The organism is Acidovorax sp. DMC1 (assembly GCF_056314325.1).
In genome coordinates, this window is sequence record NZ_JBQUYO010000010.1 from 116,913 (window position 1) to 138,886 (window position 21,974).

General features: G+C 66.1%; 21 protein-coding genes and 1 riboswitch. Of the genes, 14 read left to right on the top strand and 7 right to left on the bottom strand.

Going from position 1 to position 21,974, the window contains the following annotated elements:
• Positions 1-179: 179 nt before the first annotated feature.
• Together ACT531_RS19140 and ACT531_RS19145 are read right to left on the bottom strand one after the other, a co-directional pair.
• A complete protein-coding gene (locus tag ACT531_RS19140; protein WP_015015343.1) occupies positions 180-395 on the bottom strand; it encodes a hypothetical protein in 216 nt (71 codons plus the stop codon).
• An 87-nt stretch (positions 396-482) separates the two neighbouring features.
• Positions 483-1,427: a LysR family transcriptional regulator gene (locus ACT531_RS19145; RefSeq protein WP_476018496.1), complete on the bottom strand. Its 945-nt coding sequence runs from the start codon at positions 1,425-1,427 to the stop codon at positions 483-485.
• A gap of 178 nt (positions 1,428-1,605) precedes the next feature.
• Between ACT531_RS19145 and ACT531_RS19150 the strand changes: the two genes are divergently transcribed.
• The 3 genes from ACT531_RS19150 (at position 1,606) to ACT531_RS19160 (ending at position 6,067) form a co-directional block, all read left to right on the top strand.
• Positions 1,606-2,802, top strand: coding sequence for an acyl-CoA dehydrogenase (locus ACT531_RS19150; RefSeq protein WP_015015345.1), 1,197 nt, complete (start codon positions 1,606-1,608; stop codon positions 2,800-2,802).
• Positions 2,803-2,910: 108 nt separating this feature from the next.
• On the top strand, positions 2,911-4,185 hold the full coding sequence (locus tag ACT531_RS19155; protein ID WP_476018449.1) for a CaiB/BaiF CoA transferase family protein: 1,275 nt from the start codon (positions 2,911-2,913) through the stop codon (positions 4,183-4,185).
• A gap of 280 nt (positions 4,186-4,465) precedes the next feature.
• Positions 4,466-6,067: a methyl-accepting chemotaxis protein gene (locus tag ACT531_RS19160; protein WP_476018450.1), complete on the top strand. Its 1,602-nt coding sequence runs from the start codon at positions 4,466-4,468 to the stop codon at positions 6,065-6,067.
• A gap of 89 nt (positions 6,068-6,156) precedes the next feature.
• Here ACT531_RS19160 and ACT531_RS19165 read toward each other — a convergent pair whose 3' ends face one another.
• From ACT531_RS19165 to ACT531_RS19175, 3 genes are all read right to left on the bottom strand, one after another.
• Positions 6,157-6,705 (bottom strand): 6,7-dimethyl-8-ribityllumazine synthase, encoded by a 549-nt coding sequence (locus ACT531_RS19165; RefSeq protein WP_056066768.1) that lies wholly within the window; start codon positions 6,703-6,705, stop codon positions 6,157-6,159.
• Positions 6,706-6,855: 150 nt separating this feature from the next.
• Positions 6,856-7,025, bottom strand: a riboswitch (FMN riboswitch).
• Positions 7,026-7,162: 137 nt separating this feature from the next.
• Positions 7,163-7,648, bottom strand: a complete 486-nt coding sequence (locus tag ACT531_RS19170; RefSeq protein WP_176888755.1) for a hypothetical protein — start codon at positions 7,646-7,648, stop codon at positions 7,163-7,165.
• A 115-nt stretch (positions 7,649-7,763) separates the two neighbouring features.
• On the bottom strand, positions 7,764-8,738 hold the full coding sequence (locus ACT531_RS19175) for a LysR family transcriptional regulator (RefSeq protein WP_476018451.1): 975 nt from the start codon (positions 8,736-8,738) through the stop codon (positions 7,764-7,766).
• Positions 8,739-8,893: 155 nt separating this feature from the next.
• Here ACT531_RS19175 and ACT531_RS19180 point away from each other — a divergent pair, with 155 nt between their 5' ends.
• From ACT531_RS19180 to ACT531_RS19200, 5 genes are all read left to right on the top strand, one after another.
• On the top strand, positions 8,894-9,913 hold the full coding sequence (locus ACT531_RS19180; RefSeq protein WP_015015351.1) for a TRAP transporter substrate-binding protein: 1,020 nt from the start codon (positions 8,894-8,896) through the stop codon (positions 9,911-9,913).
• A 66-nt stretch (positions 9,914-9,979) separates the two neighbouring features.
• Positions 9,980-11,761 carry an IlvD/Edd family dehydratase gene (locus ACT531_RS19185; protein WP_476018452.1) on the top strand — a complete coding sequence of 594 codons (1,782 nt, stop codon included), beginning with the start codon at positions 9,980-9,982 and terminating at the stop codon, positions 11,759-11,761.
• Between the two features lie 54 nt (positions 11,762-11,815).
• Positions 11,816-13,045, top strand: a complete 1,230-nt coding sequence (locus ACT531_RS19190; RefSeq protein ID WP_476018453.1) for a fumarylacetoacetate hydrolase family protein — start codon at positions 11,816-11,818, stop codon at positions 13,043-13,045.
• 26 nt (positions 13,046-13,071) lie between these two features.
• Positions 13,072-13,641 (top strand): TRAP transporter small permease, encoded by a 570-nt coding sequence (locus tag ACT531_RS19195; protein WP_476018454.1) that lies wholly within the window; start codon positions 13,072-13,074, stop codon positions 13,639-13,641.
• A 33-nt stretch (positions 13,642-13,674) separates the two neighbouring features.
• Positions 13,675-14,955 (top strand): TRAP transporter large permease subunit, encoded by a 1,281-nt coding sequence (locus ACT531_RS19200; RefSeq protein WP_015015355.1) that lies wholly within the window; start codon positions 13,675-13,677, stop codon positions 14,953-14,955.
• Between the two features lie 92 nt (positions 14,956-15,047).
• Here ACT531_RS19200 and ACT531_RS19205 read toward each other — a convergent pair whose 3' ends face one another.
• Positions 15,048-15,689, bottom strand: coding sequence for an NAD(P)-dependent oxidoreductase (locus ACT531_RS19205; protein WP_476018455.1), 642 nt, complete (start codon positions 15,687-15,689; stop codon positions 15,048-15,050).
• 142 nt (positions 15,690-15,831) lie between these two features.
• On the opposite strand from ACT531_RS19205, the gene ACT531_RS19210 reads away from it, so the two are divergent.
• The 5 genes from ACT531_RS19210 (at position 15,832) to ACT531_RS19230 (ending at position 19,852) form a co-directional block, all read left to right on the top strand.
• Positions 15,832-16,734 carry a LysR family transcriptional regulator gene (locus ACT531_RS19210; RefSeq protein WP_291446358.1) on the top strand — a complete coding sequence of 301 codons (903 nt, stop codon included), beginning with the start codon at positions 15,832-15,834 and terminating at the stop codon, positions 16,732-16,734.
• A 125-nt stretch (positions 16,735-16,859) separates the two neighbouring features.
• Complete coding sequence (locus tag ACT531_RS19215) at positions 16,860-17,162, top strand: antibiotic biosynthesis monooxygenase family protein (protein ID WP_015015358.1); 303 nt, start codon at positions 16,860-16,862, stop codon at positions 17,160-17,162.
• Between the two features lie 139 nt (positions 17,163-17,301).
• Complete coding sequence (locus ACT531_RS19220; RefSeq protein WP_015015359.1) at positions 17,302-18,261, top strand: chemotaxis protein; 960 nt, start codon at positions 17,302-17,304, stop codon at positions 18,259-18,261.
• A 338-nt stretch (positions 18,262-18,599) separates the two neighbouring features.
• A complete protein-coding gene (locus ACT531_RS19225; RefSeq protein WP_209818666.1) occupies positions 18,600-19,145 on the top strand; it encodes a hypothetical protein in 546 nt (181 codons plus the stop codon).
• 44 nt (positions 19,146-19,189) lie between these two features.
• Positions 19,190-19,852 carry a DUF4124 domain-containing protein gene (locus ACT531_RS19230; RefSeq protein WP_209818664.1) on the top strand — a complete coding sequence of 221 codons (663 nt, stop codon included), beginning with the start codon at positions 19,190-19,192 and terminating at the stop codon, positions 19,850-19,852.
• A gap of 54 nt (positions 19,853-19,906) precedes the next feature.
• Here ACT531_RS19230 and ACT531_RS19235 read toward each other — a convergent pair whose 3' ends face one another.
• On the bottom strand, positions 19,907-20,851 hold the full coding sequence (locus ACT531_RS19235; protein ID WP_476018456.1) for an NAD-dependent epimerase/dehydratase family protein: 945 nt from the start codon (positions 20,849-20,851) through the stop codon (positions 19,907-19,909).
• Between the two features lie 48 nt (positions 20,852-20,899).
• Between ACT531_RS19235 and ACT531_RS19240 the strand changes: the two genes are divergently transcribed.
• Entirely contained in the window at positions 20,900-21,952 is a 1,053-nt protein-coding gene (locus tag ACT531_RS19240; RefSeq protein WP_209818660.1) for a CDP-6-deoxy-delta-3,4-glucoseen reductase, read from the top strand.
• The last annotated feature ends 22 nt before the right edge of the window (positions 21,953-21,974 follow it).

Genomic DNA, 21,974 nt, shown 5'->3' on the forward strand with positions numbered 1-21,974 from the left:
AGCTCCAGAAAATCAGGACAGCGCAGGATAGGCCCAATGCCCGCTGCGGCGGCCATAGGGCACGGATACCCCAGCCCGCAGACCAGGATTTCACCCGGATGCGCCCCTGCCCGAACCCAGCCAGTACAGCCAGTACAGCCCTGTGAGGGCTGCGAACCAAAGACTGGGTGAGCTGGAAGTCAGTTGTCCTGTCGCCGGATCAACTGGCGGCCACTGGCGGTGATGGCCAGCTCGCCACCCGTCCCCTTGGTGATGAAGCCCCATTCGAGCAGCCGCCCGGAGACATGGTCTTTGAGCGCATGGGGCAGCGTGATGACTTCGCCCATTTCAAGCTGCTTCAGTGTTTCGATCTCATCCACCGTGGGATCGAAATGCGGAGCGTGGTAAGTGGTCATGGGGGTCGCTCTCCAACAAGGTTGCTGAATGAAAGACAGACTTCCGCGCAACCAGATTAGTTCACCGCCCGGGTGGACGCAAGCGCATCAACCCGCCACCGGGGCACCCGCCGTCTCGGCCATCTGCTGCAGCCAGCGCGCAAACGTGGCCAGCACCGGCGGCTGTGCCTGCGTGGGGCTGATGAGGTAGTACGCCCGCTCGCCGCGCAGCGGGCGGTTGCAGGCCACCACCAGCTCGCCGCTGGCAAGCTCTGCCTCGATGAGCAGCGGCGGGATCAGCGCCACGCCCATGCCATGCGTGGCGGCCACGGCCAGCATGGAGAACAGCTCGTAGCGCGGGCCATCCAGCGCATGCGGCGCATCCACCCCCATGGCATCGAACCACTGGCGCCAGCCATACGGGCGCGTGCTTTGCTGCAGCAGCGGCAGCTCGGCCAGCGCCTCGGCGGCCACGGGCTGGTGGGCGCGGCCCCGGCCTCGGGGCGCGGCGGATTCGAGCAGGCGCGGGCTGCACACGGGCACCACGTCTTCATGCATCAGCAGCTGGGCCTGTACGCCGGGCCAGTTGGCGACCTGCTCGGGCGTGCCCGCGTACAGCGCGGCATCAAACGTCGTGTCGGCAAACAAGAAAGGCCGCGTCTGCGTGTCAATGTGCACCACGATGTCGGGGTGCGCCTGCGCCAGCTGCGGCAGGCGCGGGATGAGCCAGCGCGTGGCAAAGGTGGGCACCGCTGCCAGCGTGAGCGTGCCGCCCTCGCCCTGGTGCGCCATCACGTCCAGCGTGTCACGCTCCAGCCCCTGCAGCCAGCGCGCCACCTGGCGGCCGTAGTGAGCGCCCGCAGGCGTCAGCACCACGCCGTGGCGCGTGCGGCGGAACAGCGCCACGCCCAAAAACTCTTCCAGCGCCTGGATCTGGCGCGACACCGCGCTTTGGGTGAGCGACAGCTCCTGCGCGGCGCGGGTGTAGCTCTCGTGGCGGGCGGCCACTTCAAAACAGGCCAGGGCCTGGGTCGATGGAATGTTGCGGCGCATGATGAAGAGGAACTTGTAAAGAGGCATCCAGCCCTTCAGGCTGGCCGCAGCAAGTATTCCATACATTCCACAAACGCATGTCTGGATGAAAAGAACTCGCTTGCGGACTACTACCCCCAGGCCTACGATGCGTTCCAGATTCGTTTTTGTTCACCCTTTTTTCGACCTGGAGACACACATGGCCCACGCCGCTTTTCAATGGGATGACCCGTTCCTTCTGAGCCAGCAACTGACCGACGACGAGCGCGCCATCCGCGACGCCGCCGCCGCCTATTGCCAAGACAAGCTGGCCCCCCGCGTGCTGGACGCCTTTCGCCACGAAAAGATGGACGTGAGCATCTTCCGCGAGATGGGTGAAGTGGGCCTCTTGGGCCCCACCATCCCCGAGCAGTACGGCGGCCCCGGCCTGTCGTACGTGGCCTACGGCCTGATTGCCCGCGAGGTGGAGCGCGTGGACTCGGGCTACCGCTCGATGGCCAGCGTGCAGTCGTCGCTGGTGATGGTGCCTATTTATGAATTCGGCAGCGAAGCCCAGCGCCAGAAGTACCTGCCCAAGCTCGCCAGCGGCGAGTGGATTGGCTGCTTTGGCTTGACCGAACCCGACCACGGCTCTGACCCCGGCAGCATGGCCACCCGCGCCTACAAGGTGGACGGCGGCTACAAGCTCAAGGGCAGCAAGATGTGGATCACCAACAGCCCCGTGGCCGACGTGTTCGTGGTCTGGGCCAAGGAAGTCTCCGAAGGCGGCGCCGTGGGCCCCATCCGCGGCTTCGTTCTGGAAAAGGGCATGAAGGGCCTGACGGCCCCCGCCATCCACGGCAAGGTGGGCCTGCGCGCCTCCATCACCGGCGAGATCGTGATGGACGATGTGTTCGTGCCCGAAGAAAACGCCTTCCCTGAAGTCCAAGGCCTGAAAGGCCCCTTCACCTGCCTGAACAGCGCACGCTACGGCATCGCCTGGGGCGCGCTGGGTGCGGCCGAATTCTGCTGGCACACCGCCCGCCAGTACACGCTGGACCGCAAGCAGTTTGGTCGCCCCCTGGCCGCCAACCAGCTCATCCAGAAAAAGCTGGCCGACATGCAGACCGAGATCGCCATCGGCCTGCAGGCCTGCCTGCAGTTTGGCCGCATGAAGGACGCGGGCACGGCTAGCGTGGAAGGCACCTCCATCATCAAGCGCAACAGCTGCGGCAAGGCGCTGGACATTGCCCGCCTGGCGCGCGACATGATGGGCGGCAACGGCATCAGCGACGAGTTTGGCGTGGCCCGCCACCTGGTGAACCTGGAAGTGGTGAACACCTACGAAGGCACGCACGATGTGCACGCGCTGATCCTGGGCCGCGCCCAGACGGGCATCGCCGCGTTCGCCAACTGATCGACCTGCGCACCGAGAACTGGCAAAAACACCGCCTTTGCGGTGTTTTTGCCTTGTAGCGCTAGTCCATCATGCGCTAAAAGCTATCAATTTCATAGTAAGCACACCATGACCACCTCTTCTACCGCCCCAGGCGCCCTCACAGGCATCAAGGTGCTCGACCTCTCCCGCGTGCTGGCCGGGCCGTGGTGCACGCAGATCCTGGCCGACCTGGGCGCGGACGTGGTCAAGGTAGAGCGCCCCGGCGTGGGTGACGACACGCGCCAGTGGGGCCCGCCCTTCTTGAAAGACGCGGACGGCAACGACACCAACCAGGCCAGCTACTACACCGCGTGCAACCGCAACAAGCGCTCGGTCACCATCGACATGGCTTCGCCCGACGGCCAGGCGCTCATCAAGCAGATGGCGCTGGAGGCGGACATCGTGGTGGAGAACTTCAAGGTCGGCGGCCTCAAGCAGTACGGCCTGGACCATGAAAGCCTGCGCGCGCTCAACCCGCGCCTAATCTACTGCTCGGTCACCGGCTTTGGGCAAGACGGCCCGTATGCCGAGCGCGCAGGCTACGACCTGATGGTGCAGGCCATGACGGGTCTGATGAGCATCACCGGCCAGGCCGACAACCAGCCCGGCGGTGGCCCGATGCGCGTGGGCGTGGCCGTCATCGACCTGTTCACCGGCCTGTACGCCAGCAACGCCATCCTGGCCGCGCTGCATGTGCGCGACAACGCCACCAATGGCACCGGCCAGGGCCAGCACATCGACATGGCCCTGCTCGACGTGGGTATGGCCGTGCTGGCCAACCAGGCCTCGGGCTTTCTGGCCACGGGCAAGGCACCCGGCCGCATGGGCAACAGCCACCCCAGCCTGGCGCCGTACCAAGACTTCCCCACACAGGACGGCAACATGCTGCTGGCCATTGGCAACGACGGGCAGTTCCAGCGCTTTTGTGCAGCGGCCAACCAGCCGCAATGGGCCACGGACCCTCGCTTTGCCACCAACACGCTGCGCGTGCAAAACCGTGCCGCACTGATCCCCGCCATGGAGGCCGTGACCCGCACGCGCACCACGGCCGACTGGATCGCGCTGCTGGAAGACAAGGCCGTGCCCTGCGGCCCCATCAACACCATTGCCCAGGCCTTTGACGACGCGCAGGTGCAGGCCCGTGGCCTGGCCGTGACGCTGCCGCGCTGGAAGGACGGCGAGGCCGCCACCGACAAGGTGCAGCAGATCACCGGCGTGGCCAGCCCGCTGCGCCTGTCGGCCACGCCGCCTGTGCTGCGCAATGCGCCACCGGCACTGGGGCAGCACACCGACGAAGTGCTGAGCGAGATGGGCCTGGATGCGGAGCGCATTGCAGCGCTGCGGGCCAGCGGGGTCGTGTAATCAGCCCATCGCGGCATCGGTCTGCGCGATGCCCTGACCACTGCACGGCCTTGCCCTCACCGGCAAGGCCGTTTTGTTTGGGCTGGCTGCATTCGATAAGTCACTGGCCCTATTCCGCGCACGCCTGCCCCACGGCAAAAAAGACATGTACAAAAATTTACATCCGTCTCCATAATCCTAGAGACACCCTGCCCGCGGCCCTGCCCACCACGCGCCGCTGAACCAGGATGGAGGGCCACTGGCCCCACTGCGACGTTTCTGGACCCTCAAGGAGTTCCTCATGAAGCTCAGCCTCAAGCTCCCCCTGGCCTTCACCGTGTCGCTGCTCTTGCTGTTTGCAGCGGCCCTGTTTGGCATCAGCCGTCTGAATCAGGCGCTCGACACCTACCAGACCACCGTGGCCCAGAGCTTTGAGCACGAGCGCATGGCAGCAGGAATGCTCAACAACTTCAAGGTGCAGGTGCAGGAGTGGAAAAACGTGCTGCTGCGCGGCAAGGACCCGGCCCAGCTCACGCGCTACTGGGCCGCGTTTGAAAAGCAGGAACAGGCCATCAAGGACGAGGCGCAAAAGCTGATCGCAGCCCTGCCCGCCGGCGAAGGCCGAGAGCGCGTGAGCCAGTTTGCGCAAGCGCACGAACGCATGGGCGCCGCATACCGCAAGGGATTCGAGGCTTTCAAGGCCGCCGACCACGACCCGCAGGCGGGCGACAAGGCCGTGGCCGGCATGGACCGCGAGCCCTCGCAACTGCTGGACCAGGCGGGCGACCTGATCGCAAAGGCCAGCAGCGCCGTGGCCGAACGTGCCGCCGCCACCGCACAGCGCGCCACCACCATCAGCCTGGTGGTGATGCTGGTGGTGTGCGCGCTGGGCATTGCCGGCGCCATTGCCTTCAGCCGCACGGTGGTGAACCCGCTGGACAACGCGGTGCGCGTGTCGCAGGCCGTGGCCAGCGGCGACCTGACGGTGGCGCGGCATGTGCAGGGCAAGGACGAGATCGCCCTGCTGCTGAACGCGCTGCACGACATGCAGAACAGCCTGTCGCAGGTGGTGAGCAACGTGCGCAACAACGCCGACAGCGTGGCCGCCGCCAGCACCGAGATCGCGCTGGGCAACAACGACCTGAGCGCGCGCACCGAGCAGCAGGCCAGCGCTCTGGAAGAAACCTCGGCATCCATGGAACAACTGAGTTCCACCGTGCAGGCCAATGCCGAAAACGCGCGCCAAGCCAACCAGCTGGCGGTGAGCGCCAGCACCGTGGCCGCGCAGGGCGGCGATGTGGTGGCCGAGGTGGTGACCACCATGAAGGGCATCAACGACAGCAGCAAGAAGATCGCCGACATCATCAGCGTGATCGACGGCATCGCCTTCCAGACCAACATCCTGGCGCTGAACGCTGCGGTCGAAGCAGCCCGCGCAGGCGAACAGGGCCGGGGTTTTGCCGTGGTGGCCAGCGAGGTGCGCAACCTCGCGCAGCGCAGCGCCGAAGCCGCCAAGGAGATCAAGGGCCTGATCCACGCCAGCGTGGAGCGCGTGGAGCTGGGCACCACGCTGGTGGACAAGGCGGGTGCCACCATGACCGAGGTGGTGGCCTCCATCCGCCGCGTGACCGACATCGTGGGCGAGATCAGCGCCGCCAGCAGCGAGCAGAGCGCAGGCGTGGCCCAGGTGGGCGAGGCCGTGATGCAGATGGACCAGGCCACGCAGCAAAACGCGGCGCTGGTCGAGCAAAGCGCAGCGGCTGCCGACAGCCTGAAGGTGCAGGCCCAGCAGCTGGTGCAGGCGGTGGCAGTGTTCCGGCTGGCAGATGCGCAGACGAGCCCATCCCCAGCCTCCCGCATGCCCGCTGCGGGCCAACGCCAGCCCCGGTTGGCCGCAAGCTGACATGGCGCGGCCATTTCAAGCCAAATCGGCCTGAAGCGCCAGTGCATCATGCGCCAGTAGCTACATAAATAGTAGCAAATGACGCCTTCTCAGGCTTCAGCCAGCGCAGGGGTTGCCTGCTGCACGGTGGCCAGCGTGGGCGAGGCCAGCTTGCGCAGGTAGGCCATGGTCTGCAGGCAGGCCTGGGCCACCTCAGTGCCCTTCTTCACAAAATGCTCGCGGAAGAAGCGCACATGGTCCTCGTGGTCGTGGAAGTCGCGCGGCGTGAGCACGGCCGACATCACAGGCACCTCGGTGTCGAGCTGCACGCGCATCAGCCCGTCGATGACGGCGGTGGTGACGAACTCGTGGCGGTAGATGCCGCCGTTCACCACCAGCGCACAGGCCACGATGGCGTCGTAGCGCCCGCTGCGCGCGAGCTTGCGGGCCAAAAGCGGAATCTCGAACGCACCGGGCACATCGAACAGCGCCACCTGCGCGGGGGGCAGGCCGTGGCGGTCAAACTCGGCCAGGGCCGCGTCGCGGGCCTGGTGCACGATGTCCTGGTGCCAGCTGGCACTGATGATGGCCACGCGGGCGCCACGGTGGGCGGCGACGGGAGCCAGGGGGGAAACGGAAGGTGAAGAAGACTGATTCATGGGTTCCTCAAAACAGGTCATACCAGAATCAGGGCGCGCGCGAACACGGCGCCTGCACAGGGCGGCGCAGGCCCTGCGCCATGCCAGCGCGCAACAAAGCACGCAGGCAAACGCCAAGGGCCCAGCCACCCATGGCGGGAGCTGTGGGTTTCGCGATCTCTTTCATCCGGACTGTGACCGTCGGCTCTGGTTTCGCACCAGATCTGCTGACCCTGCAGGCCGATCCGAAGAACGGCACCGCAGGCGCTCGCGGGCTCTTGCGGGCTTTTCAGCCAACAAATACCGCCGGTGGGGAATTCCGCCCCGCCCTGAGAACGCTGTCGGCCCCGAAGGTCATCCGGGGCCGACGGGTGGGATTTTAGGCGGCGGGCACGCAGTACGCCGTCGCGCAGGCGATTGCCTGCACTGGCAGTGCCGGTTTCTGCGGCTGTGGGCTGTATTGAATGCCGAAGTCTGCTCAGCGCACGCGCTGAAACCCGCCTTCGGCCCAGGCCGCTGCGCTGGCGGGCGTGAGCTTGAAGGTGGGCGGCGCGGACGCACGGGCAACCTCTTCACCCAGCTCGTCCTGCGCGCTCAGCGTGGCCGTGGCGCCTTCCTCATCGGGCACGATGGCCAACGCCACGCGCAGGCGCTGGCCGTCGGCGGTGGTGATGTGCACGCTTTTGTTCAGCTGTGCGTGCAGTTGCTGCTCATGGCGGCGCACCACTTCGCTCGCGGTCTTGACCAGGGTGTGGAAGGCCGACACATCGAGCGGCTTGGGGTTCTTCTTGTCGCGGCCCATGGTCCAGGGGCCCACCAGCGCGGGTTCGGCCTCGCCCTTCAGTGTCATGGACACGGCCCAGCCATCGTCGTCTTCGTTCTTGATGACCTGCGCCGTCCAGCGCCCATCGCTCCAGCAGCGGGGTTCCTGGATGGTGTCGGGCGTGTCGGGTGCGTCGGTCATGGAGAAAAAGGCCTGGGTTGCGGGAAAGGGCGCAGAGCATAACGGCAGGGCCCTGTGTCCCCAATTTTCAATAACCATTGGTTATCGAAAAGGGCCACGCATGGCGCAGGCCTGGTTACTCCCTCAAAACGTCCGGCGCCACACCCGCCGTCTCACGCAGCACGTCGATGAAGGCCTGCGCCGAGGGCGTGGGCGGCTCACCCAGGCGGGTGATGAGGCCATAGCTCGGCATGCGGTCGGGCAGCTCGACGGGGATGCGCGAGAGCAGCCCCCGGTCCACGTATTTCTGGATCAGCGCGGCAGGCTGCAGCGACATCATGTGCGTGGTGTTCATCAGCTCCAGCGCAAACAAAAAGGACGGCGTCTCCACCACCCCTGCGGTGAGCGCCAGCCCCGCGCCGCCAAACAGGTCGTCTGACACCTTGCGCACGGCCGTGGAGGCGGGGTACAGAATCCACGGCCAATGCGCCAGCTCGGTCAGCGACAGGTCGGTGGCGCCGCGCAGCGGGTGGTGCTGCCCACCCACCACATGCAGCGGCTCGGCGGACAGGTGCTCGTAGTGGAACTGGCTGCGCTGGTCCTCGGTGGTAAAGCGGCCGATCATCAGGTCGATCTTGCGCTCGGCCAGCCAGGCGATGAGCTGGTCGCTGCTCTGCTCCAGGATCTTGATGACCAAAAGGGGCCGCAAGCGCTGGAGCTCCACCACCGACGCCACCAGCACATGCGCGGCCGAGCCGGTGATGGCGCCCACCGTCACATGGCCGTGGCCGCCCTGCTTCAACGCATTGAATTCATCGACAAACTTGCGCTGCCCATCGAGCGCCGCACTGGCGTAGCGCAGCGTGAAAAGCCCCAGCTCGTTGGGCCGCATGCCGCGCGAGAGGCGGTCGAAAAGGCGCGCCTCCAGGATCTCCTCGATGTCCATCAGGATCTTGGTGGCCGCAGGCTGCGTGACGTGCATCTGCTCGGCCGTGAGCCGCAGATTGCGCGTGCGGCCCAGGATGTCCAGAAACTGCAAATGCCGAAAGCGCAGCCGCGCGCAGGCCTGCGCCAAAGACAAGGGTTTACCCGGAAATTCGTCTGGACTCATAAGCGTTTGGAATGGATTGTCGCAAAACATTCAGTGGACCGGCCGGGGCGCGAAACCTAACCTTGTCTCTGCGTCGATAACGGCTGGCCCCAAAAAGCCGCAGGCGCCAAAGGCCTCGCCAACGGGGTCAGCCATTCCAACGGAGACAAGACACCATGCAATTCACTTCCCTCGCCAAATCCTTGGCACTCGGCGCCACGCTGCTGGCGGCCCTCGCCGCACCCGTCGCCGCGCAAGTCAAGGAACACACCTTCAAGGTCGGCATCGGCCTGAGCGACGACCACCCGCAGGCCCAGGCCGTGCGGCACTTTGCCGAGCGCCTGCAGGCCAAAAGCGGCGGCAAGATGAACGCCAAGCTGTTTGCCAGCGGCGCGCTGGGCAATGACGTGAGCATGACCTCGGCCCTGCGCGGCGGCACGCTGGAGATGACGATCCCGGATTCGTCCACGCTGATGTCGCTGATCAAGCCCTTTGGCGTGCTGAACCTGCCGCTCACCTTCAACAACGAGGCAGAAGCCGATGCGGTGCTGGACGGCCCCTTCGGCCAGAAACTGCTGGCCATGCTGCCCGACAAGGGCCTGATCGGCCTGGGCTTCTGGGAGAACGGCTTTCGCCACGTGACCAACTCGCGCCGGGCCATCAATACGGCCGACGACTTGGCAGGCCTGAAGCTGCGCGTGATCCAGAGCCCCTTGTTCCTCGACACCTTCAATGCCCTGGGCACCAACGCCACGCCCATGCCGTTCACCGAGCTGTACACCGCCATGGAACAAAAGGCCGTGGACGGCCAGGAGAACCCGCCCGCCACCATCCTGGCCAGCAAGTTCTATGAAGTGCAAAAGCACCTGGTGCTGTCGCGCCACATGTACAGCGCCTGGGTACTGCTCATCTCCAAGAAGACCTGGGACGGCCTCTCGGCCGACGAGAAGAAGATCGTGCAGGAAGCCGCGCGCGAAGCCACGGTGTTCGAGCGCAAGACCATCCGCGCCTTCAGCGAAACCGCCCTGGGCGAGCTGAAGAAGGCCGGCATGCAGATCACCGAGCTGCCCGCCGCCGAGCAGGCCAAGCTGCGCACCAAGCTGCAGCCCGTGCTGGCCAAGTACGGCAAGGAGTTTGGCGAAGAGACCACCAGCGAGCTGATGGGCGAACTGGCCAAGGCGCGGGGCGGCAAGTAACTTGCACGCTTCCCGGGGCGCAGCGTCCGGCTGCGCCCAGCCCCTCTTTTGCGACGCCCCGACCCCATGACAAAAACACCCCGCCGCCCCTTCCGCTCCCGCGAATGGTTTGCCGCGCCCGAGCGCTCGGACATGACCGCGCTGTACCTGGAGCGGTTCATGAACTACGGGCTCACGCCCGAAGAACTGCGCTCGGGCCGGCCCATCATCGGCATTGCGCAGACGGGCAGCGACCTGTCGCCCTGCAACCGCATCCACCTGGATCTGGCGCGCCGCGTGCGCGACGGCATCCGTGATGCGGGCGGCATTCCGATGGAGTTCCCCGTCCACCCCATCTTTGAGAACTGCCGCCGCCCCACGGCCGCGCTGGACCGCAACCTGGCCTACCTGGGCCTGGTGGAGATCCTGTACGGCTACCCCATCGACGCGGTGGTGCTGACCACGGGCTGCGACAAAACCACGCCGGCGGGCATCATGGCGGCATCCACGGTGGACATTCCCGCCATCGTGCTCTCGGGTGGGCCGATGCTGGACGGCTGGCATGAAGGCCAACTCGTGGGCTCCGGCACCGTGATCTGGCGCAGCCGCCGCCAGCTGGCTGCGGGCGAGATCGACGAGGAAGAATTCTTGCAGCGCGCCTGCAACAGCGCGCCCTCCGCCGGGCACTGCAACACCATGGGGACGGCCTCCACCATGAACGCCGTGGCGGAGGCGCTGGGCCTGTCATTGCCGGGCTGCGCGGCCATCCCGGCGCCGTACCGCGAGCGTGGCCAGATGGCCTACGAGACGGGGCGGCGCATCGTGGAGATGGCGTACGAAGACCTGCGCCCCTCACGCATCCTGACGCGCGAGAGTTTCTTGAACGCGTTGTCGGTGGTGAGCGTGGCCGGCGGCAGCAGCAACGCGCAGGTGCACATCATGGCCATGGCGCGCCACGCGGGTGTGCAGCTCGATGCGCAAGACTGGACCGACCACGCCTATGACCTGCCCCTTCTGCTGAACATGCAGCCTGCGGGCCAGTTTCTGGGCGAGCGCTTCTACCGCGCAGGCGGCGTGCCTGCACTGATGTGGGAGCTGCAGCAGGCAGGCAAACTGCATGCCGACTGCGCCAGCGTGACCGGCAAGACGGTGGGCGAAAACCTGCAAGGCCGCGAGACCCACGACCGCGAGGTGATCCGCCCCTTCAGCGACCCGCTCATGCACAAGGCGGGGTTCATGGTGCTCAGCGGCAATCTGTTCGACTTCGGGATCATGAAGACCTCGGTGATCTCCGAAGCCTTCCGGCAGCGCTACCTGAGCAAGCCGGGCGCGGAGGGCATTTTTGAGGCGCGTGCCGTGGTGTTCGAGGGCGCGGACGACTACCACGCGCGCATCAACGACCCGGCGCTCAATATCGACGAGGGCTGCATCCTGGTCATGCGCGGCGCGGGGCCCATCGGATGGCCAGGCTCGGCCGAGGTGGTCAACATGCAGCCGCCCGACGCGCTGATCCAGCGCGGCATCAACACGCTGCCCACGCTGGGTGACGGGCGCCAGTCGGGCACGGCAGACAGCCCATCCATCCTTAACGCATCCCCCGAAAGCGCCGTGGGCGGGGGGCTGAGTTGGCTGCAAAGCGGCGACACGATCCGCATCGACCTGAACACCGGCCGCTGCGATGCGCTGGTCGCCCCCGAAGAGATCGCGCGTCGCAAGCGTGACCTGCCCGCCCCGCCCGTGCCCGCGAGCCAGTCGCCCTGGGAAGCGCTGTACCGCGAGAAAACGGGGCAGCTGGCGGATGGCGCGACGCTGGACTTTGCGCTGGAATTTCAGCGCATTTCCGAAAAGACGCCACGCCACAACCACTGACAACGACCAGGTGAGGCACTCGCGCTCACCCGGTTTTTTTCAAAAGGACTCTCCATGAACAACATGACGGCAGCAGCAGTTGCCGAACGGGCCCGTGCGCCCCAGGCCGCATTGCAAGTGCTTCCCGACGACGGCCTGCAAGGCACGCTGGTCGGCCGTGTGTGGGCGCCCAGTGGTGCCGTTCCCGGCCCGGCCGTGGTGGCACTGCGACCCGAAGGTGTTTTTGACCTCAGCGCGCACTACCCCACCATGAGCACGCTGCTCGACACCCTGGCACCTGCCGAGGCAGCGCGCACCGCCACCGGCCAGTACCTGTGCAGTGTGGACGACCTGGTGGCGAACAGCCAACCCGGCGCGCGCGAGGCCACCCGCCCCTGGCTGCTGGCGCCGTGCGACCTGCAGGTGGTCAAGGCGGCGGGCGTGACCTTTGCGGCCAGCCTGATCGAGCGCGTGATCGAAGAACAGGCGCGCGGCGATGCCACCCGCGCACAAGGCCTGCGCAGCCAGGTCATCGGCCTCATCGGCCAGAACCTGGCGGACATTCGCCCGGGCTCGCCCGAGGCCATGCGCCTGAAAGCACTGCTGCAAGACAAAGGCCTGTGGTCGCAGTACCTGGAGGTGGGCATCGGCCCCGATGCCGAGGTGTTCACCAAGGCGCCGGTGCTGGCGTCCGTCGGCTGCGGGGACGACATCGGCATCCGCTCCGACTCGGCCTGGAACAACCCCGAGCCCGAGGTGGTGCTGGCCGTGAACAGCCGGGGCCAGATCGTGGGCGCCACGCTGGGCAACGATGTGAACCTGCGCGACATCGAGGGCCGCAGCGCCCTGCTGCTGGGCAAGGCCAAGGACAACAACGCGTCGTGCGCTTTAGGCCCGTTCATCCGCCTGTTTGACGGCAGCTTCGGGCTGGAGCAGGTGCGCAATGAAACCGTGCACCTGCGTGTGGCGGGCGCGGACGGCTTTGAGCTGCGCGGCATCAACACCATGGCCAGCATCAGCCGCGACCCTACCGACCTGGTGGCGCAGACCCTGGCCGCGCACCAGTACCCGGATGGGTTCATGCTGTTCATGGGCACGCTGTTCGCCCCCATCGAAGACCGCGACCAGCCAGGTGGCGGCTTCACCCACCACCTGGGCGACCTGGTCTCCATCCAGAGTGCCTGGCTGGGTGGCCTTCACAACCGCGTGGCGCACAGCGAGGCCGCGCCGCCGTGGCGCTTTGGCCTGCGCGCCTTCATGGCCAACCTGGCGCAGCGCGGGCTGCTGCAGGGCACAGCGCTCTGACTGAAAAATAAAAACAGGAGACACCCATGCTGAATGCCTTCATCGACCGCTGCTGCCGCTGGATCAACCTGCTCATCGCCCTGGCGCTGGCCGTGATGGTGGTGATGGTGTTTGGCAACGTGGTGCTGCGCTACGCGTTCAACTCCGGCATCGCCATCAGCGAGGAGGTTTCGCGCTGGCTGTTTGTGTGGATCACCTTCCTGGGCGCCATCGTGGCGGTGCGCGAGCGGGGCCACCTGGGCACGGACTTTCTGCTGGCGCGCCTGCCGCCGCTGGGCCAGCGCATCTGCCTCGCCATCAGCTACGCGCTGATGATCTGGTGCACCTGGCTGCTGTTCAGCGGCGCGCTGGCGCAGGCGCGCATCAACTGGGATGTGGATGCACCGGTCACGGGTGCGTCCATGGCCATCTTCTATGCGTCCGGCGTGGTGTTTGCCGTGGCGGCGGGCCTGCTGCTGGCGCTGGACCTGTGGCGCATTGTGTCGGGGCAGATGCCGGACAGCGAGCTGGTGCAGATCGCCGAATCCGAAGAACTGGCCGCCGTGGGCAGCCAGCTGCCACACGCAGCCCCCGCGCCCACGGCCTCGCGCCAGTGAGCCCCACACCGCAATGACCTGGAGCGCTCTTCCATGACCGTTTTTATCTTCCTCGGCTCCCTGCTGGCCGCCATGGCCATTGGCGTGCCGATTGCCTACGCGCTGCTGGTGTCCGGCGTCGCCCTCATGTGGCACCTGGACCTGTTTGACGCACAGATCCTGGCGCAGAACGTGATCAACGGCGCCGACAGCTTTCCGCTGCTGGCGGTGCCCTTCTTCATGCTGGCGGGCGAAATCATGAACGTGGGTGGGCTGTCGCAGCGCATCGTCAAGCTCGCGCTCACGCTGGTCGGGCACAAGCGCGGCGGGCTGGGCTTTGTGGCTATCCTCGCGGCCTGCATGCTGGCGGCGCTGTCGGGTTCGGCCGTGGCCGACACGGCAGCACTGGCAGCCCTGCTGCTGCCCATGATGGTGAAGGCGGGGCACGACAAGGCGCGCGCGGGCGGGCTGATTGCCTCGGCCGGCATCATTGCGCCGGTCATTCCGCCTTCCATCGGCTTCGTGGTGTTTGGCGTGGCAGCCAATGTGTCGATCAGCAAGCTGTTCCTGGCGGGCATCGTCCCGGGCCTGCTGATGGGCCTCGCGATTGCGGTCACCTGGTACTGGGTGTCGCAGCGCGAAAACGTCACGCCACCACCCAAGGCCTCCACGGCCGAGAAGCTGCAGGCGCTCAAGGAATCGACCTGGGCGTTGTTCCTGCCCGTCATCGTGATTGTGGGCTTGAAGATGGGCGTGTTCACGCCCACAGAGGCGGCGGCGGTGGCTGCGGTTTACGCCCTGTTTGTGGCAACGGTGGTGTACCGCGAGCTGCACTGGCGCCAGCTGACCGAGGTGTTCACCAGCGCCGCCAAAACTACGGCGGTGATCATGTTCCTGGTGGCGGCCGCCATGGTCAGCGCCTGGCTCATCACCGTGGCAGACATCCCGCGCCAGCTGGTGGGCCTGCTCAAGCCGCTGATGGAGCACCCCACGCTGCTGCTCATCGCCATCATGGTGCTGGTGATGGCCGTGGGCACCGCCATGGACATGACGCCCACCATCCTGATCCTGACGCCCGTGCTGATGCCGGTGGTGAAGGCTGCGGGCATCGACCCGGTCTACTTCGGCGTGCTGTTCATCATCAACAACGCCATCGGGCTCATCACCCCACCGGTCGGCACGGTGCTGAACGTGGTGGCCGGAGTGGGCAAGATGCGCATGGACGACGTGACGCGGGGCGTGATCCCGTTCATGGTGGCGCAGTTTGCGGTGATGTTCTTGATGGTGCTGTTTCCGTCGCTCGTGCTGGTGCCGATGCGGTGGTTTACGGGATGAATCTACAGGTTTGAAGCAAAAAATGCCGCAAGCGCCAGTGGATATTGCGCTTGCAGCTATCAAATCAGGAGTTAATCACTCCTAAACGCTGTTCAGTTCGCCACTGTGAACCGCTTTTGCACATGGCGCGGCGTTTCCAGCTCGTCGGCCATTGCCACCGCCAGGTCGGCCACGCTGATGCTACCGGGCTGGTCACCATTCATCAGCGGGGCCTCGTCGCCCAGTCGGTACTGGCCGGTGCGCTCGCCGGGCTGCAGCAGGATGGGGGGCGAGAGGAAGGTCCAGTCCAGCGTGTTTTCGGTGCGGATCCAGTTCAGTGCTTCGCGCGCGGCCAGAGCGCCCTGCTTCCATTCGGCGGGGAACTGGGGGGTATCCACCAGCTGCACGCCGGGCGCCACAAACAGGCTGCCTGCGCCGCCCACCACCAGCAAGCGGCGCACACCGGCGGCCTTGGTGCCGTCGATGATGGCGCGCGTGCCCTTGAGGAACTGGTCGTGGATGTCGGGCACCGTCCAGCCAGGGTTGTAGGCGCTGACCACGGCGTCGTGGCCAGCGACCGCCTTGGCCACCTGGGCAGCGTCCTGCGCGTCGGCGGCGACCACGGTCAGGCCTTCGCGGGGGGTGAGCTTGGCCGGGTTGCGGGCCAGCACGGTCACGCGGTGGCCGCGTTGCAGCAGTTCGTTCAGCACGGCCGAGCCGACAAAGCCGGTGGCGCCAATCAGGGCGATGTTCATACAGTGTCCTTGGGGTCAAAGTTGCGATGCAGTGAGAATAGGAGCTTGTCAAAGCACGCGGTAGAGGGCTAAAAGAGCCTTTTCTTTAAAGTACTGCTTCACAATCAACTTCTTACCTTCTTACCTCGTCGCGCTACCTCAGATGGAAGACCTCAAACGCATGGCCGTGTTTGCCGCTGTGGTGCAACACGGCTCGATGAGCGGCGCCGCGCGCGCCCTGGGCATGAGCACCTCGGCGGTGAGCCAGCAGGTGCGCAAGCTCGAAAGCGATGGCGGCGTGACGCTGCTGCACCGCTCCACACGCAAGCTGGCGCTCACCGAGGCGGGCCAGCGGTACCACGCGCGCTGCGCTGCCATGTGGGCGGCGGCGGAGCAGGCGCGGGCCGAGCTGGCGGCCTCGCGCGATGCGCCCAGTGGCGAATTGCGGATGTCGGCCACCGTAGGCTTTGCGCGGCACATTGCGCCCGCCCTGGGAGAACTGCTGGCCGCGCACCCGGCGCTGCGCCTGCGGCTGCTGGTGGACGACTCCACCATCGACCTCATCAACGCCCGCATCGATCTGGCGGTGCGCTACGGGCGTCTGGCGGATTCGACCTGGGCCGCACGACGCCTGGGGGGCATGCGTTGGTACCTGTGCGCATCGCCCGAATGGGTGGCCGCACATGGCATGCCCCAGCACCCGGACGCGCTGCTGTCCCACAGCTGGCTGGGCTTTGCGCGGGAGGGGGGTGGGCTGCTCATCGACCTGCGCAGCCCCACCGGCGAGCCCCGCGCGCTGCGCGTGGAGCCGCGCATTGCCAGCAACAACCAGCTCTCGATCCAACAGATGTGCGAAGCCGGGCTGGGGTTGGCGCTGGTGGGCAGCATGGATTCGCACGATGCGCTGCAGGCCGGGCGGCTGGTGCGGCTGCTGCCGGAGTGGTCGTTTGGCACGCTGGATATCTGGGCCGTCACGCCCCAGCGCGATGCCCAGCCCGCAAAGGTGCGCCAGGCGATTGCAGCGCTGCACGCCTACCTGAAGCAGGTGCCGGGCATTTCGGACTGAGGCCCGGCGATACTGTGAAACCCTGCCGGCCCACTACTGCGCGGAAGCCCCACGGCAACGCAACGCCCCCGGGGCAGACCTTGCACAGGGGCTGATATCTTGACCAGACCGTTGCGGAGACATCCATGATTCTTGAAGTTGCCCACCTCACTGTCCGCACCGGTCAGAACAGCGCGTTTGAGCAGGCTTTTGCCCAGGCGCAGCGCATCATTGCGTCCATGCCCGGCTATTTGTCCCATGAGCTGGGCCATTGCATGGAGCGACCGCAGGACTATGTGCTTCTGGTGCGCTGGGCCACCCTGACCGACCACGAGGTGGGGTTCCGCCAGTCCGCCCAGTACCAGGAATGGAAGCGGCTGCTGCACCATTTTTACGATCCGTTCCCCACGGTTGTGCACTTTGAGCCCGTCACGCCGGACAGGGTGTGATGGCGCCGCCACGCACGGATGCTGCAGCGCACTATTCGGGTATTGCCTGAAGATTTAGCGCACTGCGCATGCCGTTTGGGTCCTAGAATTTGTAAAAGCGCGTATCTTCGTATCTTCATTACCGCGCGAAGGATCCAACATGAAAGCCATCCAGCAGGACATCGACGAGCGGACCAACCTCACCAGCACCAACAAGTTCGAGCTGTTGCTGTTCCGCCTGGGCATCGACAGCGCCTTGGGCAAGTCCGAGCTGTTCGGCATCAACGTCTTCAAGATCCGCGAGATCGTGGCCATGCCCAGCATCACGCCGATCGCTGGCACTACGGCCCATTCGCTGGGGGTGGTCAACCTGCGCGGACAGGTGATTCCGGTGCTGGACCTGCCCTCCATCGTGGGTTGCAAGCCCCAGACGGGACTGAACATTATGCTGGTGACCGAATACGCGCGCACCACTCAGGCATTTGCGGTCGAGTCGGTGGAAGACATCGTGCGCCTGGACTGGAAGCAGGTGCTGTCGGCAGAGACCAGCGGCGCAGCCGGCAAGCTGGTGACCAGCATTGCCCGCCTGGATGGCAACACCGACGAGTCCCGCCTGGCCCAGGTGCTGGACGTGGAGGCGATCCTGCAAATGATCTCGCCTTCTGACGGTCATGAGGTCACTGAGGAAAAGGTGGGCGCGAAGCTCAAACTCAAGCCCGGCTGCATCATCCTGGCGGCCGACGATTCGTTTGTCGCCCGCTCGCTCATCGAGCAAGAACTCAAGGTGCTCAACGCACCGTACGAAATGGTCAAGTCCGGCAAGGAGGCCTGGGACCGGCTCAATGCCATCGCCAAGAGCGCCGAGGCCGAAGGCAAAACCGTGCTCGACCGCGTAGCCATGGTGCTGACCGACCTGGAAATGCCCGAAATGGACGGCTTCACGCTGACGCGCAACATCAAGCAGGACGCCCGTTTTCATGGCCTGCCGGTGGTCATCCACTCCTCGCTGTCGGGCTCGGCCAACGAAGACCATGTGCGCAGCGTCGGGGCGGATGGTTACGTGGCCAAGTTCGTGGCGGAAGACCTGGCGGAAACCATCCGCCGCGTGCTCCCCAAGTAAACCGGCGGCCCATTCCGCCATCACAACGGCCCTGCGGGGCCGTTCTGTTTTGAAGGATGCCACACTGCGTCCAGATAGCTCGTAGCGCCGATTGAATATGCCTCGGTAGCTATCATTTTTATTGGTACCTACCGGCAGGGCGCGCCTGCCTTCACGGGTTGTTACAGCCTTTCTCTGCACCTGTGCTGACGGCGGGTCAACCAAACGCCCGCCCCACGCGCTAAAGTGATTGGCACCCCTGTGCCAGGCTCCTGAAATTTGTAACGTTCCACCGGAGCGCTTTTCATGGGCTTTACGGACGGGGCGGAACGCGCCATTCCGGCCGGAGTCTGAATACCATGACCTACACCATCACACGCATCCTTTCGGCCACGGTTCTGGGGGCCCTGGTGACAGGGTGCGCCACCGTGCCCGGCGACGCGTACTACGACGCTCCACGCTACCCCGTGTACGAACAGCCCGGCTACATCTACAGCGCGCCGCAGCCGGTGTACCAGGCCCCGCCCGTGTACCGCGCGCCCGGCGTGATCTATTCGGCCCCACCGCCCGCCGTGTACTACGGCGGACGTGACCGCGACGACAACCGCTGGGACAACGACCGAAACCGCGGTGACTGGCGTGAAAGGGAACGTGAGCGTGACCGCGCCGAACGCGACCGGGCCGCCCGCGAACGTGAGCGGCGCGACCAGCAAGCCCGCGAAGCCGACCGCCGCGCCCGTGAGCAAGACCAAGCCCGCCGAGAGCAGGCCGAACGGGACCGCCGTGCCGCCGAAGACCGCCGTAACCGCGAGAACCGCCCCGGTCGTCTGGCGCCTGACAGCTACACCCCGAGCCCGTACGACTGGCGCTCGCGCCAGCAATCCAATAGCCAGGAAAAGCCTTGATGGCCTCTTACTGAACCCGCTGTCCCAGTCACTTTTTCATCACCATGAAGCCACGTCAACACATCCTCATCACCGGTCTGTGCGTGGTCTTCCTGGGTGCGTGGGCTCCCTTGGGAGCCCAGGCGCAAGTGATACGCTGCACCGATGCCGTCACGGGCAAGGTCACCTACACTGACGGCAAGTGCGCCAGCGGCGCCACCGAGCGCGAGGTAGAGGCCCGCAAGACCCCACAAGAGATCCAGCAGGAGCGCGAAGAAGCTGCCGAAGCGCTGGCCCGCAAACAGCAGCGTCTGCAGGCCGAAGCAACGGCTGCAGAGGCCGAATCCCGGCGCAACGCACCGCGTGACAACGTGGCCCCGGCCAAGACGATCGACTATGCGCGCTCTCCGGAGTGCGCTCGCTCGCGGCGGAACCTGGATGTGGTGCTGAGCAGCGCCACGGGTGGTGGCTACGAACAAAACCTGCGGGTGGAGGCGGCGCAACGACAGGTCGACCTGGACTGCTTGGGCCCCCAGGGCTATGCAGAGGTGGAAAAATCCCGGCCCCGGTCCAACACCACGGCACCCGTGGTGGTCGTTCCCCCTCCGTACTACCCGGTGCGGCCTACGCCCGTGCAGCCACCGCCGCCCACGCCCGCCCCCAAAAAATTCACGCAGTGCAACGTGTTCCGCTGCTACGACGCTCAGGGCAACAGCTACCCCCGCTGATTGGGCGCCCGTTGAAGGTGGATTGAGCAACCTTCAAGGCTCTTGCGCGGCTTCTCAGGCCCGCAGCCCTTCGGCCACGCTGGGGTAGCGCAACCGCAGCCCCAATTCGCGCAGCATGCGCTGGTTGTCCAGCCGGCGCGATTCGCTCATGAAGCTCAACAGCATCAGCGACAGCTGCTCCTGCGCCGTGCTGCGTGGCACACGCGGCGGGCGCGGCAGACCATACAGGTCCGCTGCCAGGTCAAAGTAGTCGCCCATCTTCATGTGGGTGGAGTCACTCACGTTATAGGCGCGCTGCGGCCGGCCCTTCCACACCGCCGCCATGCAAGCGCGGGCCAAATCGTCGGCGTGGATGTGGTTGGTGAACACATCGTCCTCAGCCACCAGCACGGGCGTGCCCCGACGCAAACGCGCCTCCGGGGTGCCCCCCTCCCGGTCAGGCGCATAGATGCCCGGAATGCGCAGCACCGTGGCCCGCACGCCGGCACGGCCCAGGTGGCGCACGGCGCGTTCGGCGTTCACACGGCGCTGGGCGCGCGGTGTGCCAGGGGCCACGGTCCGCGTCTCCGGCACCAGGGCGCCCTGGCAGTCGCCATATACGCCGCTGGTGGACGCATACGCCAGTGACACGGGCAGACTGCGCAGCCGCAGGGCCCGGGTCAGCGCCACGGTGCGCGGGTCACGCCACCAGGCATCCCCCCCTGCGCCCTCGCCCGGCGGTGGCGCCAGATGCAGCACGCGCGTGGCCAGGCCAGACAGCCTGTGCAACGTCCCCGCATCATCTAAGTTGCCCACCAGCGGGCGGGCGCCCTGCGCACGTAGCCCCGCCACCCGCCCTGCGCTGGAGGTCAGCGCCAGCACCTGCATGCGGCCAGCCCCAGGGCCGGTCTGCACATTGCGCAGCACCCGTTGACCTACATCACCACAGCCCACGATCAGCAGGCGTTCCCGGCGAAAGCGGGCTGGCAGGGCGCCGAGGGGGTTTTGGTTTGAAGGCAAAATCGGGACCGTCCGTTGACTACAAGAGCCCCCGAGGATACCCACTCCATGACCAGTGCTGAGTCCGTTTTCCAGATCACCGTGCAGCCCAGCGGCCGCGCTTTCAGTGCCAATGCGGGCGAAGCCATCCTGGCCGCCGCCATCCGCAGCGGCGTGGGCCTGCCCTACGGCTGCAAAGACGGCGCCTGCGGCTCGTGCAAGTGCAAAAAAATCAGCGGCACCGTGCAGCACGGCGCCCACCAGTCGAAGGCCCTCTCGGCCGACGAAGAAGCCGCAGGCCTGGTGCTGACCTGCTGCGCGCAGCCACTGTCCGACGTGGTACTCGAATCGCGCCAGGTCACCGACGAAAGTGCCTACCCCATCAAGAAGATGCCCGTGCGCGTGGCCTCGCTCGAAAAGAAGTCGCACGACGTGATGCAGGTGCGCCTGCAGCTGCCTGCGGCAGACACCTTCCGCTACCACGCGGGCCAGTACATTGAATTCATCCTGCGCGACGGTGCGCGCAGGGCCTACTCGATGGCCAACGCGCCGCACACCCAGGCCGAGGCGCCGGGCGTGGAACTGCACATCCGCCACATGCCGGGCGGCAAGTTCACCGACCATGTGTTCGGCGCGATGAAAGAGAAGGAAATCCTGCGCGTCGAAGGTCCGTTCGGCAGCTTCTTCCTGCGCGAAGACTCAGACAAGCCCATCGTGCTGCTGGCATCCGGCACCGGCTTTGCCCCCATCAAGGCACTGATCGAGCACCTGCAGTTCAAGGGCATCAGCCGCCCCACCGTGTTGTACTGGGGCGGCCGTCGCCCGGGCGACCTTTATCTGGACGACTGGGTGCAGGCCCGCGTGGCAGAGCTACCGTGGCTGCGCTACGTTCCGGTCATTTCCAACGCGCTGCCCGAGGACGGCTGGACGGGCCGCACAGGCTTTGTGCACCAGGCGGTGCTGGATGATTTTGCAGACCTCTCGGGTCACCAGGTCTATGCGTGCGGCGCCCCCATCGTGGTCGAATCCGCCCGCGATGCCTATAGTGCCCAACGCGGCCTGCCGCCCGAGGAATTCTTTGCCGACGCCTTCACCTCAGAAGCCGACAAGCACGGCGGCTGACCTGGCCACCCCACGGCACCAG

What these genes read in the sequence shown, in the direction of transcription:
- ACT531_RS19140 (WP_015015343.1), bottom strand. Translation starts at nt 395, where the DNA reads ATGACCACTTACCACGCTCCGCATTTCGATCCCACGGTGGATGAGATC.
- ACT531_RS19145 (WP_476018496.1), bottom strand. Translation starts at nt 1,427, where the DNA reads ATGCGCCGCAACATTCCATCGACCCAGGCCCTGGCCTGTTTTGAAGTG.
- ACT531_RS19150 (WP_015015345.1), top strand. Translation starts at nt 1,606, where the DNA reads ATGGCCCACGCCGCTTTTCAATGGGATGACCCGTTCCTTCTGAGCCAG.
- ACT531_RS19155 (WP_476018449.1), top strand. Translation starts at nt 2,911, where the DNA reads ATGACCACCTCTTCTACCGCCCCAGGCGCCCTCACAGGCATCAAGGTG.
- ACT531_RS19160 (WP_476018450.1), top strand. Translation starts at nt 4,466, where the DNA reads ATGAAGCTCAGCCTCAAGCTCCCCCTGGCCTTCACCGTGTCGCTGCTC.
- ACT531_RS19165 (WP_056066768.1), bottom strand. Translation starts at nt 6,705, where the DNA reads ATGAATCAGTCTTCTTCACCTTCCGTTTCCCCCCTGGCTCCCGTCGCC.
- ACT531_RS19170 (WP_176888755.1), bottom strand. Translation starts at nt 7,648, where the DNA reads ATGACCGACGCACCCGACACGCCCGACACCATCCAGGAACCCCGCTGC.
- ACT531_RS19175 (WP_476018451.1), bottom strand. Translation starts at nt 8,738, where the DNA reads ATGAGTCCAGACGAATTTCCGGGTAAACCCTTGTCTTTGGCGCAGGCC.
- ACT531_RS19180 (WP_015015351.1), top strand. Translation starts at nt 8,894, where the DNA reads ATGCAATTCACTTCCCTCGCCAAATCCTTGGCACTCGGCGCCACGCTG.
- ACT531_RS19185 (WP_476018452.1), top strand. Translation starts at nt 9,980, where the DNA reads ATGACAAAAACACCCCGCCGCCCCTTCCGCTCCCGCGAATGGTTTGCC.
- ACT531_RS19190 (WP_476018453.1), top strand. Translation starts at nt 11,816, where the DNA reads ATGAACAACATGACGGCAGCAGCAGTTGCCGAACGGGCCCGTGCGCCC.
- ACT531_RS19195 (WP_476018454.1), top strand. Translation starts at nt 13,072, where the DNA reads ATGCTGAATGCCTTCATCGACCGCTGCTGCCGCTGGATCAACCTGCTC.
- ACT531_RS19200 (WP_015015355.1), top strand. Translation starts at nt 13,675, where the DNA reads ATGACCGTTTTTATCTTCCTCGGCTCCCTGCTGGCCGCCATGGCCATT.
- ACT531_RS19205 (WP_476018455.1), bottom strand. Translation starts at nt 15,689, where the DNA reads ATGAACATCGCCCTGATTGGCGCCACCGGCTTTGTCGGCTCGGCCGTG.
- ACT531_RS19210 (WP_291446358.1), top strand. Translation starts at nt 15,832, where the DNA reads ATGGAAGACCTCAAACGCATGGCCGTGTTTGCCGCTGTGGTGCAACAC.
- ACT531_RS19215 (WP_015015358.1), top strand. Translation starts at nt 16,860, where the DNA reads ATGATTCTTGAAGTTGCCCACCTCACTGTCCGCACCGGTCAGAACAGC.
- ACT531_RS19220 (WP_015015359.1), top strand. Translation starts at nt 17,302, where the DNA reads ATGAAAGCCATCCAGCAGGACATCGACGAGCGGACCAACCTCACCAGC.
- ACT531_RS19225 (WP_209818666.1), top strand. Translation starts at nt 18,600, where the DNA reads ATGACCTACACCATCACACGCATCCTTTCGGCCACGGTTCTGGGGGCC.
- ACT531_RS19230 (WP_209818664.1), top strand. Translation starts at nt 19,190, where the DNA reads ATGAAGCCACGTCAACACATCCTCATCACCGGTCTGTGCGTGGTCTTC.
- ACT531_RS19240 (WP_209818660.1), top strand. Translation starts at nt 20,900, where the DNA reads ATGACCAGTGCTGAGTCCGTTTTCCAGATCACCGTGCAGCCCAGCGGC.